13 protein-coding genes are annotated in these 14,321 nt (G+C 71.4%); 10 read left to right on the top strand and 3 right to left on the bottom strand.

All coding sequences use genetic code 11. The annotated features are described in order from the left end of the window. Positions 1-33: 33 nt before the first annotated feature. Positions 34-1,650 carry an MFS transporter gene (locus tag ACFCZ1_RS11505; RefSeq protein WP_376678164.1) on the bottom strand — a complete coding sequence of 539 codons (1,617 nt, stop codon included), beginning with the start codon at positions 1,648-1,650 and terminating at the stop codon, positions 34-36. A 175-nt stretch (positions 1,651-1,825) separates the two neighbouring features. On the opposite strand from ACFCZ1_RS11505, the gene ACFCZ1_RS11500 reads away from it, so the two are divergent. The 3 genes from ACFCZ1_RS11500 to ACFCZ1_RS11490 all read left to right on the top strand — a co-directional run bounded on the left by ACFCZ1_RS11500 (position 1,826) and on the right by ACFCZ1_RS11490 (position 6,900). Next, positions 1,826-2,608: an SDR family oxidoreductase gene (locus tag ACFCZ1_RS11500; protein ID WP_376678163.1), complete on the top strand. Its 783-nt coding sequence runs from the start codon at positions 1,826-1,828 to the stop codon at positions 2,606-2,608. A gap of 51 nt (positions 2,609-2,659) precedes the next feature. Then, positions 2,660-5,236, top strand: coding sequence for a bifunctional FO biosynthesis protein CofGH (locus ACFCZ1_RS11495; RefSeq protein ID WP_376678162.1), 2,577 nt, complete (start codon positions 2,660-2,662; stop codon positions 5,234-5,236). A 536-nt stretch (positions 5,237-5,772) separates the two neighbouring features. After that, positions 5,773-6,900, top strand: a complete 1,128-nt coding sequence (locus tag ACFCZ1_RS11490; RefSeq protein ID WP_376678255.1) for an ADP-ribosylglycohydrolase family protein — start codon at positions 5,773-5,775, stop codon at positions 6,898-6,900. Here the strand turns inward: ACFCZ1_RS11490 and ACFCZ1_RS11485 are convergent. Beyond that, positions 6,897-7,514 (bottom strand): hypothetical protein, encoded by a 618-nt coding sequence (locus ACFCZ1_RS11485; RefSeq protein WP_376678161.1) that lies wholly within the window; start codon positions 7,512-7,514, stop codon positions 6,897-6,899. The two genes, ACFCZ1_RS11490 and ACFCZ1_RS11485, sit on opposite strands and share 4 nt — an antisense overlap. Before the next feature lie 90 nt (positions 7,515-7,604). Between ACFCZ1_RS11485 and ACFCZ1_RS11480 the strand changes: the two genes are divergently transcribed. From ACFCZ1_RS11480 to ACFCZ1_RS11470, 3 genes are read left to right on the top strand one after another with little or no spacing between them, the layout of a single operon-like run. After that, positions 7,605-8,747, top strand: coding sequence for a TIR domain-containing protein (locus tag ACFCZ1_RS11480; RefSeq protein WP_376678160.1), 1,143 nt, complete (start codon positions 7,605-7,607; stop codon positions 8,745-8,747). Next, complete coding sequence (locus ACFCZ1_RS11475; RefSeq protein WP_376678159.1) at positions 8,668-10,461, top strand: WD40 repeat domain-containing protein; 1,794 nt, start codon at positions 8,668-8,670, stop codon at positions 10,459-10,461. Before ACFCZ1_RS11480 ends, ACFCZ1_RS11475 begins: the two co-directional genes overlap by 80 nt. A 43-nt stretch (positions 10,462-10,504) precedes the next feature. Further along, entirely contained in the window at positions 10,505-11,365 is an 861-nt protein-coding gene (locus ACFCZ1_RS11470; protein ID WP_376678158.1) for a TIGR03619 family F420-dependent LLM class oxidoreductase, read from the top strand. Between the two features lie 27 nt (positions 11,366-11,392). Here the strand turns inward: ACFCZ1_RS11470 and ACFCZ1_RS11465 are convergent, their stop codons facing one another. Continuing rightward, positions 11,393-11,815, bottom strand: coding sequence for an ATP-binding protein (locus ACFCZ1_RS11465; RefSeq protein ID WP_376678157.1), 423 nt, complete (start codon positions 11,813-11,815; stop codon positions 11,393-11,395). Between the two features lie 129 nt (positions 11,816-11,944). Here ACFCZ1_RS11465 and ACFCZ1_RS11460 point away from each other — a divergent pair, with 129 nt between their 5' ends. The 4 genes from ACFCZ1_RS11460 (at position 11,945) to ACFCZ1_RS11445 (ending at position 14,168) form a co-directional block, all read left to right on the top strand. Further along, the gene (locus ACFCZ1_RS11460) at positions 11,945-12,781 is read left to right on the top strand and encodes a Scr1 family TA system antitoxin-like transcriptional regulator (protein WP_376678254.1); all 837 of its coding nucleotides are present in this window, start codon (positions 11,945-11,947) and stop codon (positions 12,779-12,781) included. Next, positions 12,778-13,029, top strand: a complete 252-nt coding sequence (locus tag ACFCZ1_RS11455; RefSeq protein ID WP_376678156.1) for a DUF397 domain-containing protein — start codon at positions 12,778-12,780, stop codon at positions 13,027-13,029. The genes ACFCZ1_RS11460 and ACFCZ1_RS11455 overlap by 4 nt, the downstream gene beginning before the upstream one ends. Before the next feature lie 137 nt (positions 13,030-13,166). Continuing rightward, positions 13,167-13,418, top strand: coding sequence for a hypothetical protein (locus ACFCZ1_RS11450; protein ID WP_376678155.1), 252 nt, complete (start codon positions 13,167-13,169; stop codon positions 13,416-13,418). A 42-nt stretch (positions 13,419-13,460) separates the two neighbouring features. Then, positions 13,461-14,168 (top strand): hypothetical protein, encoded by a 708-nt coding sequence (locus ACFCZ1_RS11445; protein WP_376678154.1) that lies wholly within the window; start codon positions 13,461-13,463, stop codon positions 14,166-14,168. The last annotated feature ends 153 nt before the right edge of the window (positions 14,169-14,321 follow it).

Raw genomic sequence — 14,321 nt, 5'->3', positions numbered from 1 at the left:
CGCTGCGGCCCCGCACGTCCCGCCGGGGGCGGGCTACGCCTCCGGCGAGCGCGGCTGGGCCGACGGGATCCGGTTCACGAAGAACAGGGCGACGATCGCGGCGAGGGCGAGGATGGCCAGCGCCGCGCGCAGGCCGTCGAGCCTGGCCTCGGCGTTCGCGTCCAGTGCCGCCTCGGAGACCGCCGCGCTCGTACCGGCTTCGTCGAGGGCGGTCCGGAGCTGGGCGTCGGACAGGAACGGCGCGCCGCTCTGGAGCTTGACGGTCGCCTGGCTCGTGACGCTGTCCGGGACCGCCGGATTCTGCTCGATGCCGTTCAGGAAGGACGTGGCGAGCGCGGCGATCATGACGGATCCGGCGAGCGCCGTACCGATCGAGGCGCCGAGGTTGGTGACGGCGTTCTGTACGCCGCCGACTTCCGCACTCTGCGCCTGCGGCACCGCGGACACGGTGACCGACCCGAGCTGGGACGCCAGCGCTCCCATGCCGAGCCCGATCAGCAGGAGGGGGAGGGTGACGACCTCCGCGCCGGCGTCCAGGTCGAGCGCGGCCATCAGGACCACCGCGCCCGCCAGCAGCGCGAAGATCCCGAGCCGCACCACCCGCCGCGGCGAGACGTCCGGGAGGAAGCGCGGGATCAGGGTCGCGGCGGCCAGCAGGCTCACCGAGAGCGGCAGGAGGCGGGCTCCGGTCTGCAGTGCGGACAGACCCAGGGCGACGGACAGGTAGAGCGGGACGACGAAGAACACGCCCATCTGCACGAGGTACTGGAAGAAGAACATCGTCAGCCCGCCGCTGAGCTGCCTGTTCCCCAGCATGGCGGGATCGATGAGGGGATCTCGCCCCTTCTCCACGACCCTGGCCTCCCAGCGCAGGAAGACCCAGGTGAGCAGCAGCCCCGCCAGCATCAGCCACACCGTCAGGGAGACCCCGAACCAAGCGGGCGCGTCGGGCTTCGGCTTGAACCAGCCCCATTCGTCGGACCGGAGCACGCCGTACACGAACAGACCGAGCCCGATCGCGGAGAGGACGGCGCCGGTGTAGTCGATGCTGCGGCGCTCACCGGGCGGGGCGTCCGCGATGCGGCGGGCGAGCACGAGGATGGCGAGCACCACCAGGACCTCGCCGGCGAACACCCACCGCCAGGAGAAGTACGTCGTCGCGATACCGCCGATGAGCGGCCCGACCGCGATCGCCACGGCCCCGGCGGCCATGACGAGTCCATAGGCGGTGGGACGGCGCTCGACGGCGAAGTTGCTGGCGACGAGCGCCACGATCGCGGGCAGGATGAGCGCCGCTCCGACTCCCTCCAGGAACGACCAGCCCAGCAGCAGCACCGGAAGGCTCGGTGCGATCGCCGTGGTGAAGGAGCCTGCCCCGTAGATGCAGCAGCCGATCATGAAGGCGCGTTTGCGGCCGATCAGCGCCCCGACCTTGCCGCCGGGGATCATGAACATCGCCATCACGAGGGTGTAGGCGGTGATCGCGCCCTGGATCCCCGTCACGGTCGTGCCCACGTCCTCGGCCACCGTCGCGATGGAGACGTTCATGACGGAGCTGTCGAGGGCCATCAGGAACTGGCCGGACGCGAGCGTCACCAGAACCGTTCGTGCCTTCGCGGAGCTCTGAGCCGTGCCTGCCCGGGATGCCATGGGCGCATGCTTCCAGCCGTCCACGGCCCCGGAAGGCCGACCCGCCCGCCAGTCAACCGGATGGAGGGACCGCCCCGTCCTCCCCGGGGTTCCGCCGCCCCTCCCCTTCACATCACCGCGCCGCCCCCGTAATCTGACGCGCCGTCAGATCAGTGCGTCCGCCTGGAGGCTCGTCATGCTGCTGCAAGGGAAGACCGTCATCGTCTCCGGAGTCGGGGCCGGGCTCGGGCACCAAGTGGCCGCCGCCGTCGTGCGCGACGGCGGGAACGCCGTCCTCGGAGCGCGCACCGAGGCCAATCTGGTCAAGTCCGCCGCCGAGATCGACCCCGAGGGCACGCGCACCGCGCACCTGGTCACCGACATCGGCGACGAGCGGCAGTGCGAGGCCCTGGCCGAGCTGGCGCGGACCCGCTTCGGCCGGATCGACGCCGTCGTCCACGTCGCCGCCTGGGACTCGTACTTCGGAGGCCTGGCCGACGCCGACTTCGGGACCTGGCAGCAGATCCTCGACGTGAACCTGCTCGGGACCCTGCGCATGACCCGGGCCTGCCTGCCCGCGCTCAAGGAACGCGGCGGGTCCGTCGTGATCATCGGTACGCAGTCCGCCGTGGCCGCGCCCAGCGAGGTGCAGCAGGCCGCGTACGCCGCCTCCAAGGGGGCCCTGACCTCCGCCATGTACTCCATGGCACGCGAGCTCGGCCCCCACCGGATCCGGGTCAACACCGTGCTGCCCGGCTGGATGTGGGGCCCGCCCGTGCAGGCCTTCGTCACCTTCTGCGCCCACACCGAGGGCGTCCCCGAAGCCGAGGTCCACGCCCGCCTGACCGGACGCATGGCACTGCCCGACCTCGCCACCGACGGGGACGTCGCCGACGCCGCCGTCTTCTTCGCCTCCGACCGCGCACGGGCGATAACCGGCCAGTCCTTGCTGGTCAACGCCGGTGAGCTGATGAGATGAGCCACCCCCTGGCCACCCCGCCCCGGGAACATCGGATCGTATGCTCGGCCCATGACCACTCCGAGTGACGCTCCGACCGAAAACGCGATGCGCCGTGCGCTCCGGCGGGCCCGCGACGGCGTCGCGCTCGACGCGACCGAGGCGGCCGTACTCCTGCAGGCGCGCGGCGAGGCCCTGAGGGACCTCGCCGCCTCCGCCGCGCGGGTCAGGGACGCCGGGCTCGCCGCCGCCGGGCGGCCCGGTGTCATCACCTACTCCCGCAAGGTCTTCATCCCGCTCACCCGCCTCTGCCGCGACAAGTGCCACTACTGCACCTTCGTCACCGTCCCCGGCAAGCTGCGCAAGAGCGGCCACGGCCTGTACCTCTCCCCCGACGAGGTCCTCGACATCGCCCGCCAGGGCGCGGCCATGGGCTGCAAGGAGGCCCTCTTCACCCTCGGCGACCGCCCCGAGGACCGCTGGCCCGAGGCCCGCGAGTGGCTCGACGCGCACGGCTACGACGACACCCTCGCCTACGTGCGCGCCATGGCCATCCGCGTGCTGGAGGAGACGGGCCTGCTGCCGCACCTCAACCCGGGCGTCATGACCTGGTCCGAGCTCCAGCGCCTCAAGCCCGTCGCCCCGTCCATGGGCATGATGCTGGAGACCACCGCCACCCGCCTGTGGTCGGAGCCGGGCGGCCCCCACCACGGCTCCCCCGACAAGGAGCCGGCCGTACGGCTGCGGGTGCTGGAGGACGCCGGCCGCTCCAACGTCCCCTTCACCACCGGCGTCCTCATCGGCATCGGCGAGTCCTACGAGGAGCGCGCCGACGCCTTCTTCGAGCTGCGCCGCATCCAGCGCGCCTACCACGGCATCCAGGAGGTCATCGTCCAGAACTTCCGCGCCAAGCCGGACACCGCCATGCGCGGCATGCCGGACGCGGAGCTGGAGGAGCTGGCCGCGGCCATCGCCGTCGCCCGGCACGTCCTGGGCCCGAGCGCCAGGATCCAGGCGCCGCCGAACCTCGTGGACGCCGAGTACGCGCTGCTCATCGGCGCGGGCATCGACGACTGGGGCGGGGTCTCCCCGCTCACCCCCGACCACGTCAACCCCGAGCGCCCCTGGCCGCACATCGAGGAGCTGGCCGAGCGGACCGCCGCCGCCGGTTTCGAGCTGCGCGAACGCCTCACCATCTACCCGGAGTTCCTGCAGCGCGGCGAGCCCTGGCTCGACCCCCGCCTGCTGCCGCACGTACGGGCGCTGGCCGATCCGCAGACCGGGCTGGCCGACGAGGGCGCACCCGTCGAGGGCAGGCCGTGGCAGGAGCCGGACGAGGGCTTCACCGCGTACGGGCGCACGGACCTGCACGCCACCATCGACACCGAGGGCCGCACCGGCGACCGGCGCGACGACTTCGACGAGGTGTACGGCGACTGGGAGGCCCTGCGGGAGGCCGCGGCGCCCGGGATGGTCGCCGAGCGCATCGACACCGACGTGCGCGGCGCCCTCGCCCAGGCCGCCGACGATCCGACGAGGCTGACGGACGCGCAGGCGCTGGCCCTGCTGCACGCGGACGGCCCGGCGCTGGACGCCCTGTGCCGGATCGCGGACGACCTGCGCAAGTCGGTCGTGGGCGACGAGGTCACGTACATCGTCACGCGGAACATCAACTTCACCAACGTCTGCTACACCGGCTGCCGGTTCTGCGCCTTCGCGCAGCGCCGCACGGACGCCGACGCCTACACGCTCTCCCTGGACCAGGTCGCCGACCGCGCCGAGCAGGCCTGGGACGTCGGCGCGGTCGAGGTCTGCATGCAGGGCGGCATCCACCCGGACCTTCCCGGGACGGCGTACTTCGACATCGCGCGCGCGGTGAAGGAACGCGTCCCCGGCATGCACGTCCACGCCTTCTCCCCGATGGAGGTCGTCAACGGCGCGACGCGTACGGGGATGTCCGTACGGGACTGGCTGACAGCGGCCAAGGAGGCCGGGCTGGACTCCATCCCGGGCACCGCGGCGGAGATCCTGGACGACGAGGTCCGCTGGGTCCTGACCAAGGGCAAGCTCCCGACGGCGGACTGGATCGAGGTCGTCACCACGGCGCACGAGCTGGGGATCCGCTCCTCGTCCACGATGATGTACGGGCACGTGGACCAGCCCCGGCACTGGCTCGGCCACTTCCGCACACTGGCCCGGATCCAGCAACAGACCGGCGGCTTCACGGAGTTCGTCACGCTGCCGTTCATCCACACCAACGCACCCGTGTACCTGGCGGGCATCTCCCGGCCCGGCCCCACGGTCCGCGACAACCGGGCGGTGACGGCGATGGCCCGGATCCTGCTCCACCCGCACATCCCCAACATCCAGACCAGCTGGGTCAAGCTCGGCGCGGAGGGCGCGGCCGAGATGCTCCGGTCCGGGGCCAACGACCTCGGCGGGACGCTGATGGAGGAGACGATCTCGCGGATGGCCGGGTCGGCTTACGGCTCGTACAAGTCGGTGCAGGACCTGATCGCCGTCGCGGAGGCGGCGGGGCGGCCCGCGAAGGCCCGTACGACGCTGTACGGGGAGGTCCCGCGGGAGCGCCAGGAGGCGGCGCACGCCTCGGACGGGCACCTGCCGGAGCTGCTGCCGGTGCTGGACTGACGGGACGGGGCGGTACGCGCAGGAGCCCGGCCGGGGCGTTCCGGCCGGGCTCCTGCGCCGCGTCGGGCCCGGTCGGCCGACGCGCAGGTCCGCAGGTCCGCAGGTTCCGGCGGTGGCGGAGGCGACCGGCGACCGGCGACCCGCGAGCCGCGAGCCGCGAGCTGCGAGCCGCGACTGACAGAATGCGCCATCGGCCGGGGCGGCGGCCGGAAGTGTTCGGGTTCCGGCCGTTCTCCGCCCTCATACGGGCCGCTTGACGGACTCCCTCCGGCCTCGGCGGAAGGTGTCCACTACAGTGCCCGCCAGTGCTGTTGCGGGGCCGTTGGCCCGCATGGGCGGGAACGGTGGGGTCGGTGGACGAGTCGATCAGGACTGGTGCGGTGGTCATCCAGGGCACGGTGGGCGGTACGGACGCGCCCGGCGGACCGGCCTTCGCGAGGACGGGCCCGCCGGGGCAGATGCGCCGGGCGGAGCTGGTGCCCCCCGCCGGGCAGATGAGCCAGGCGGGGCCTTCCGGGCCCACGGACGGCCGCGGCATGCGCACCGCCTCCTCGAACACCGGCCTGTGGGGCCGCGCCGAGCAGCAGGACTTCCGCAGCCGGGTCCGCGGCACCCTGCTCGGCTCCGCCCTCGGCGACACCCTCGGCGCGCCCCTCGCCGGCCGCTCCCTCGAGAAGATCCGCGAGATCCACGGTCCCGGGGGCCTGACCCACCCCGTGCCCGTCCACGGCCGCTGCGGCGCCGTCACCGCCGCCACCCAGCTCACCCTCTTCACCGTGGACGGCCTGATACGGGCCCACGTACGCCGCGACACCGGCGCCTGGCACCCGCCCACCGACGTGCACCGCGCCTACCTCCGCTGGGCGGCCACCCAGAACGACTGGGGCCCCGACGAACGCCGCGCGGACAACGGCTGGCTCGCGCGTCAGGAGTGGCTCTACACCCGCCGCGACCCGGCCCGCGCCTGCATGACGGGCTTCGCCGACGGTCTGCTCGGCACCCTCGCCCACCCGAAGAACCCCACCGCCCGGGACGCCGCCGCCACCGCCCGCTCGGCCCCCTTCGGGCTGCTGGTCGGCTGGGAACCCGCCCTGGTCCTCCAGCTCGCCGTCGAATGCGCGACGCAGAGCCACGGCCACCCCACCGCCTACCTCTCGGCCGGGGCCTTCGCCGTGATCGTCCACGGCCTTACCCGCGGCGATTCCCTCGACTCCGCCGTCCAGCGCTCCCTCGGCCTGCTGGGCTCCCGCCCGGGCCACCAGCCCGTGACCGACGCCCTCCAGCACGCGCTGTCGGCGGTCACCCAGGGCGTGCCGGGCCCCCACGTCGTCGAAGCCCTCACCACCGGCGCCGGCGACGGCGCCGAGGACGCGCTGGCCATCGCCGTCTACAGCGCCCTGGTCGCCGAGGACATCGCCCACGGCCTGCGCCTCGCCGTCAACCACGGCGGGGACTCCACCGCCGCCGGGGCCCTGTGCGGGGCTCTGCTCGGCGCCCTCCACGGCGAGACGGCCCTCCCGGCCGCGTGGCTCGCCGACCTGGAAGGACGCGCCACGGTCCTGGAACTCGCCGACGACTTCGCCCTGGAGATGACCCAGGGCCCGGCCCTCCACGGCCCCTCCCTCGCCTCCCCGGCCTGGCTTTCCCGCTACCCGCGCGGCTAGACCCCGTCCGCCGCGGGCGCGTCCGTGGCGGCGGCATCGGTCGCGGACGCCTGCCTCGGCACGCGTGCGGTGATCAAATCGCCGACGCCGGCCACTTCGTTGAGCGATGCCGCGAGCGACAGCAACACCCCGCGCACGCTGTTGATCTCATCGCGCAGCTCCGCCGCCCGCGCCCACCGCCGTTCGTGCGAAACGGGGTCGACGTGGTCCCCGCGCGTCGCCTCGTGCGCGGTGATCAGCGGGTGCCACTTGCTGAGCAGCGGCCTGATCGAGAGGTTGAGCACGTTGACCGCGAGGACCCCGAAAGTCACGTGCCCCGGCGCGACGCGCGGGGCGACCGCCGGCCCGTACCGGCGCAGGATCTCCCTCGTGGTGCCGAAGACGGTGTAGAGCGACGACAGCGCCTCCCGCAGCAGGCCCTGGTCCTCACCCAGCTCCACCACGGAGATCCGGGTCGCCAGTTCCACATACAGCTCCCAGGCGGCCTCCCGCTCGGAGTCCACGGGCTCCCAGACACCGCTGATCTCCCCGACGAACGGAATGGCGAGCTTGACCGTGATCTCCTGCGGCCCGAACCCTCCACCGCCACGCCTGCCCCTGCGTCGCAACACCATTCCCCCGCCCCCTCCCGTGCAACGAACCCCGCGTGTAACCCTATGAGTTGAACGAGATCACACAAGGGGCCGGCGAGCTGGGGGGCAGCCATGGACCACGGACGCGACGCGTTCATCTCATACAGCCACAAGCGGGATTCCGCCCTGGCCGAGGGGCTTCAGCGCGGCCTGCACCGACTCGCCCGGCCCTGGACACGTCGTCAAGTGATCAACGTCTTCCGGGACACGACCAGCCTCTCGGCCAACAACGACCTCGGCGGATCCATCAAGAGGGAGCTGGAACACTCCCGCTACTTCATCTACCTGGCGTCTCCGGAGGCGGCGCAATCGCGCTGGGTACGTGAGGAGATCGAGTTCTGGATCGACAACCGCCCCATGGACCGCTTCCTCATCGCGGTCAGCGGTGGCACGGTCGCCTGGGACACCAACACTCGTGACTTCGACTGGGACGCCACCACCGCTCTGCCGGCGGTCCTCCGTGGCAAGTTCGGCACCGAACCCCTTTGGGTGGACCTCACCCGCTTCCGGGAATCCGAGAAACTCTCCTTACGCCAGGCGGAGTTCCGCGACGTCGTAGCCACCCTTGCCGCCCCGCTCCACGGCCGCACCAAGGACGCGCTCGACAGCGAGGACCTCCGCCAGCACCGCATCGCCACCCGCATGCTCCGCGGCTCCGTAGCCGCCCTTTCCCTGCTTCTGGTGACCTCCCTCGTCGCCGGCGTCTTCGCCTGGCAGCAACGGGGCGAAGCCCTCGTCCGTGCCCGGCGTTCCGCCTCCCAGGCCCTCGCGGCCCGCGCCCTGGAGATAGCCGGTACCGACCCGCGCAGGGCGGCCCAGCTCGCCCTGTACGCGGAAGCGGTGCAGCCGACCGGAGAGTCCGCGCAGGCCATGGCCCGGGCGGTGGCGGCCAACGAAGGCGTGGCGCGGCACTTCGAGGCCGGAGGCGATCAGGTGTCCGAGTCCCGCGGTGCGGGGATGATCCCCCTACAACAACGTCTCGATCAGCCCCGACGGCAGCACCCTCGCCTACTACCTGGACTTCAGCGAGGTGCGTCTCCACGACATTCGATCCGGCAAGTCCCTGCCGCCGCTTCCCACCCATGGGCCACAGAACGGAGGGGCCCTCCAGTTCAGCGCCGACGGCAGGCTGCTCATGGTGGAGACCACCTACAACGTGATCGAGCTGTGGGACGTGCCCGGCACCAAGCTGATGCGGACCATCGTCGCCAGTGACGGAAAAGAGCTGGCGAACGCCTTCAAGAGGCTGCAAAGCCATGCCCTGTCCGACGACGGGAAATGGCTGGCCGCGACCTACTACACCCCTGCCATGGACGTCGAACACCTCAGCGTCTGGGACACCGACACCGGTAACGCAGTCACCGAAGGGCCTGCCACATCCGAAGGGCTCAGCCTCGCCTTCGACGGCTCGAACCAGCTCGTCACCTTCGCCCGCGACACCGGCACCGTACGGGACTACACGCCGCAGTCGAACACATGGAGCGCGCCGCGCCAGGTACCCGGGATACCCACTGGGGACCAGACCGGAGGCGTCGTCCTCACCCCTCACGGCGAGCGGGCGTACGTACTCGCTCCGAAGAAGGGCGGCAAGGACGAACTGTGGGACCTGAGCGCAGGCAAGCGCATCGCCGAACTGACGGATGGGCAGCCACTGCCCACGAACTCGACCGGCACGCGTGCCATCGCCCTGCCCGCCGACAACGGGCAGCTGATGTCCATGTCGGACGGCCAGTCGGTGGTGGCCTACGACTCCGCCCTGCGGCGGCGACGGACTCTCGGGTCGTTCACGTGGCCCGTCCTCACCGTCGCCACATCCGCCGACGGGAAGTGGGTGGCCGCGGCAGCCGAGAACGGGGCGGTGTCCCTCTTCGCCACGACGACCGGGCAGGGTGGCGAGAACCTGCCGAACGAGGACCGGGTCAAGCCCGGCGAGGTCACTTCGACCGGCCGGATGGCGCTGCGGTCGAGCGAGAACAGTACTGAACTGTGGACGATCAGCGATGGCGACGCCGGTATCCAGCGCCGGGGACGCATCCCCAAGAAGATCTCCCCGAACGATTCCGTGGTGGCCGTGAACACCGATGGCAGCCTCGCCGTCCTGGTGGAGGGATCGGAACTGACGCTCTGGGATCCTCGCAAGGGAACCCAGGTGGGAGCTTCCCGGACGTTCCCCGAGCAATACTCCAACCCGGGCCATCGTCCCCTCCTCTTCATGCCGGACGGTGTACATGTCGTCGTGGCCGGGGCCAGCCGGCTCTTGCTGCTCGACACCCGGACACTTGAGACCCGCCAGGACCTCGGCGAGTACAACACCTCGTCGGACAACGCGGAAACCAGCGGGGACGGAAGCGCCCTGGCCGTCTTCGACGGCAGTGACGTGACCGTGTGGAAGTGGAACGCCGAAACCGGCCTCAAGCAGACGCGCAAAAGCTCCCTGGGCTCCATAGCGACCATGGGGATCACCATTGTCGTCAGCCACAACGGCGAGAAGGTGGCGGCCGTTGACGGAAATCACCGAATCGCCATCCTCGACGTCAGCAATGGACGGCTCACCAAGAGTTCGGCCGGAATCCAGTACGGGGACCGTTCCGCCGTCTTCAGCAACGACGCCAGGCTCCTCCTACAACGCGTCAAGAACGGCGCCGAGTGGGCTCTGCAGTTCTGGGACGCGGCCTCCGGTGACGCCGTCGGCAGCTGGACCGTCCCGGCCTGGGGCACCGACAGCGCGAGCACGGTGCAGCTGCTCTCCGGCCCCGGAGGCAGGGTCCTCTCCCTCAAGGAGGACGGGACCTTCACCCGCCACACGATCGACTTCGCCTCGTGGCGGACAGCCCTCTGCGCACTCGTGCCGGAACCGCTCCCCAAGGACGAGTACGACCGCTACCTCAAGGACATCGACGTTGCCGCGCCCTGCCGTGCGCAGGGGTAACGCCGTACCGTGGCTGTCCCACGTCTCGGAGGTGCCACACGCCATGCGGATCGCCACGACCATCTTCCTCACCGACCGCACCGTCTCGCCCGTGCGTCTCGCACGGAGTCTGGAGGAGCGGGGGTTCGCCGGGCTGTACCTGCCCGAGCACACCCACATCCCCGTCTCCCGGGACACCGCCGCGCCCATGGGCGGTGAGCTCCCCGAGATGTACGGGCGCACCCTCGACCCCTTCGTGGCCCTCGCGCAGGCCGCCGCCGTGACCGAGCGGCTGCACCTCGGTACCGGCATCACGCTCGTCGCCCAGCACGACCCGATCGGCCTCGCCAAGCAGGTCGCCACCCTGGACCACCTCTCCGGCGGCCGCGTCACCCTCGGCGTCGGCTACGGGTGGAACGTCGAAGAGGCCGCCGACCACGGAGTCGAGTGGCGCACGCGCCGTGAGCTCGTACGGGACCGGATGGCGCTGATGCGCGCCCTGTGGGCCCCCGAGCCGACGGCGCACGTCGGCGAGTACTCCTGCGTGCGGGCCAGCCACGCCCACCCGAAGCCGGTCCAGGCCCCGCGCGAACTCGGCCCCGGCGTACCCCTGCACGGCCCCCGGACGCTGATCGGCGGCCAGGCCGGCCCGAAGCTGTTCGCCGCCGTCGCCGACCACGCCGACGGCTGGCTCCCCATCGGCGGCGGCGGCCTCACCGAGTCGCTGCCGGTGCTGCGCCAGGTCTGGGAGACCGCCGGGCGCGACCCGAAGACCCTCCAGGTGGTCCCGTACGCCGTCCAGCCCAGCCCCGGCAAGATCGCCCACTACGCCGACCTCGGCATCGAGGAGGTCGTCCTGCAGCTCCCCTCGGCCCGGGAGGCGGAGATCCTGCGCGCCCTGGACGACTTCGCCCAGTACCTCTGAGAGCCCGCTCGACCGCGCGGCTCCGCCTCACCGCCCCAGCTCGGCCCAGACCGTCTTGCCGATCACCCGGTCCATGACCCCCCAGTCGGCGGCAACGGCATCGACGATGCGCAGGCCGTAGCCGGTTTCGGCCTGGAAGGCGTGCGGCTGCACGGCGGGGCGGCGGTCGCGGCGGGAGTCGGAGACCTCGACGCGCAGAACGCCCTCCAGCAGGGTCATCCGCAGCTCGAAGTCCCGGCTGGGGACGCGCCCGTGCGTGACGGCGTTGGCGGCGAGCTCCGCGACGAGGAGCCCGACGTCGGCGGAGAGCGCGGTGGACTCGGGGATCCCCCAGTCGTGCAGCTCGACGAGGGCCAGCAGGCGGGCGAGGCGGGCCCCGCGGCGGGTGGAGCTGAAACGCTGAGTGAACGTGCGTACGAGGGCCGGGGTGGGTCCGGCAGGTGCGGTCATGGTGCCAACATCCCGGCCGACCAGGTTCGTTCAACACCATGCGGACTCGTACAAACCAACTGTACGAGTTCATTCCCTGGACGGTGGGAGTCACCGTGCGTGAACATTCCTCCCGGGGAGGTGACCGCCATGGTGAGTGCCGACGACAGCGGTGACGGCGAGGTCGAACCGGATGACACCCTGCGCAGCTTCGGCGAGACGGTGAAGGCCTCCCGCAAACGGGCCGGCCTGACCCAGGAACAACTGGCCCCGCTGATCAGGTACTCGGTCCAGTACGTCGGCTCGGTCGAACAGGGCCGCCGCCATCCGTCCCGGAACTTCATCAGCAAGACCGAGGCGGTACTGGACACCTTCGGCGTCATCGGCATCGCGGCGAGGCAGCTGGCGCGAAGGCGGGGGCTGGCGTCCTGGTTCCGGCGGTGGGCAGAGCTGGAGGAGTTGGCCGTCACCCTCAATACGTACGAGTGCCGTTCGGTTCCGGGACTCCTTCAGACCGAGTCGTACGCCCGCGCCCTCATCGGCAACGTTCCGCCGCTGGCCACGCCCGAGGAGGCCGACGCCCGTGTGGCGGTGCGCATGGAACGACAGAAGCTGCTGCTCCGCACCCCGTACGTCCTCTTCAGCTTTGTCATCGAGCAGTCTCTGATCGAGAGGCGGACGGGCGGCCCGGAGGTCACACGGGAGCTGATCGACCGCCTGCTGGAGTGCGGGAGACTCCCCAACGTCGACATCCAGATCATGCCGACGATCAGCCCGGATCACGCAGGCACGGACGGCCCCTTCCGACTCCTCGAAACCGATGAACACGAGTGGCTGGGGTACACCGAGGGACAGGAGTCCGGCCATGTGATCTCGGACCCGAAAGCCATCAGCCTCCTCCACCAGCGGTATGCCAAACTTCGCATCCAGGCCCTCAATCCCGCGGACAGCGCGGGCCTGTTGATGCGAATGCGAGGATCCCTGTGAACAGCTCCCCGTTGCGGTGGTTCAAGAGCAGCTACAGCGGCAGTCAGGGCGACGACTGCGTCGAGGTGGCCCTCTCCTGGCACAAGTCCACGTACAGCGGCAGCGAAGGCGACAGCTGCGTCGAGGTCGCAGCCTGTACGGAAGCCGTCCACGTCCGGGACTCCAAGGTGACGGCCGGTCCCGAGCTGGCCGTCACCCCCACGGCCTGGCGCGACTTCCTCGGCGGCGTCACAGCAGCCCGGCGGTAAGCGACAACCGCTCCCCTGGGCATCAGGGATGCCCAGGGGGAGTTCCCGCCCGCCGGTGAGGGAGCTGTCAGGAGCCCGCCGCCCAGAGCCGCGAAATCCCCTCGACCGGCGGCTCCGCCTCGCCGACCATGGTCGGCATGCCAGGTCAGCGCAAACGCAAGCAGCGACGTCTCCGGGAGACGGACCGGCGCTCCCTCCCGGAGGGACCGGGCCGGTGGGAGACGCTCCTTTCCACCGAGGACCACGCTGAGTTCCGGACCTTCGTCCACCGCATGTACGCACAGGGCCTCGCCACCGACCCCAACCTCGTACGGCTGGACCAGTTCTGCGGCCGCCTGCAGCACCCGACCACCTACCGCGTCAGCGTCTTCGTCCCCGCGCCTGCATAGGGTGGGGGCGAGTGGCATATGACGTGGATGGAGGGGGCCGGGGTGGACGAAGCCCGGATTGCCGAGCGCAAGGGGCAGGCTTTCGAGGGCCTGCCGCCGGGTCCGGCGCGGACCCGGAACAGCCTGTTCTGGGCGGCGCTGATTCCGGTGACGGCGACGCTCGGCGGCGTCCTCGCCCAGTACCCCTACGGCATGCTCTGGGTCGGTGTGCTCCTCGTGCTCGCGGCGGCCGGTATCGGCGCGGGCGTCGCGGGCTCGGGCTGGAACCGGGCGGGAGTGGCGACGGTCGTCGGCTTCGGGACCATGGCCCTCGGCATCTTCGCCGGCCCCAGTCTGTACGAGGCGTACGCGATGCGGCTCGGCGAGCGGGTCGAGGCGGTGGTGGTCGACACCGGCGAGCGGACCAACCTCAAGGGGGATTCCCGGTCCTTCTGCCGCGTGGCCGACCCCTCGGGCAGGGTCCGGGAGCTCGGCCAACAGCAGAACTGCTACGGCACGTTCACGCGGGGCCAGCACGTCGTCCTCTTCGAGGACCCGCTCGGCATCCTCGACCCGAGGATCGAGGCCACCGGCGACCGTACCCTCGCCCCCCTCGGCCTGGGCATCAGCGGAGGCCTCTTCCTGCTGGTCGGCGGCGCCATGCTGTCGGGCGGGCTGCGTCGCCGCTCGGACAGGGACCTGCTGGAGGAACACCGCCGCAAGCACGGCCCGCCCTGGCGGTCCGGGCCGCCTTCGAAGCGGACCATGTGAGCGGGCCCGGATCCGCACGCACGGGAAATGACGAGGGGCCCGGGGGGGCGCACCCAAGGGGCGGGCCCCCCCCGGTGACGCCCCCCCGGGACGGGGGGTGTTTTGGGGGGGAAAGGGGGGGGAAAGAAACAGCACCCCCCCGGTGTTGTTTAT

This window comes from Streptomyces sp. NPDC056224, assembly GCF_042267665.1.
Lineage (GTDB): Bacteria > Actinomycetota > Actinomycetes > Streptomycetales > Streptomycetaceae > Streptomyces.
Note: the sequence above shows the minus strand (reverse complement) of the source record. Positions and strands in the feature narration are given on the sequence as shown.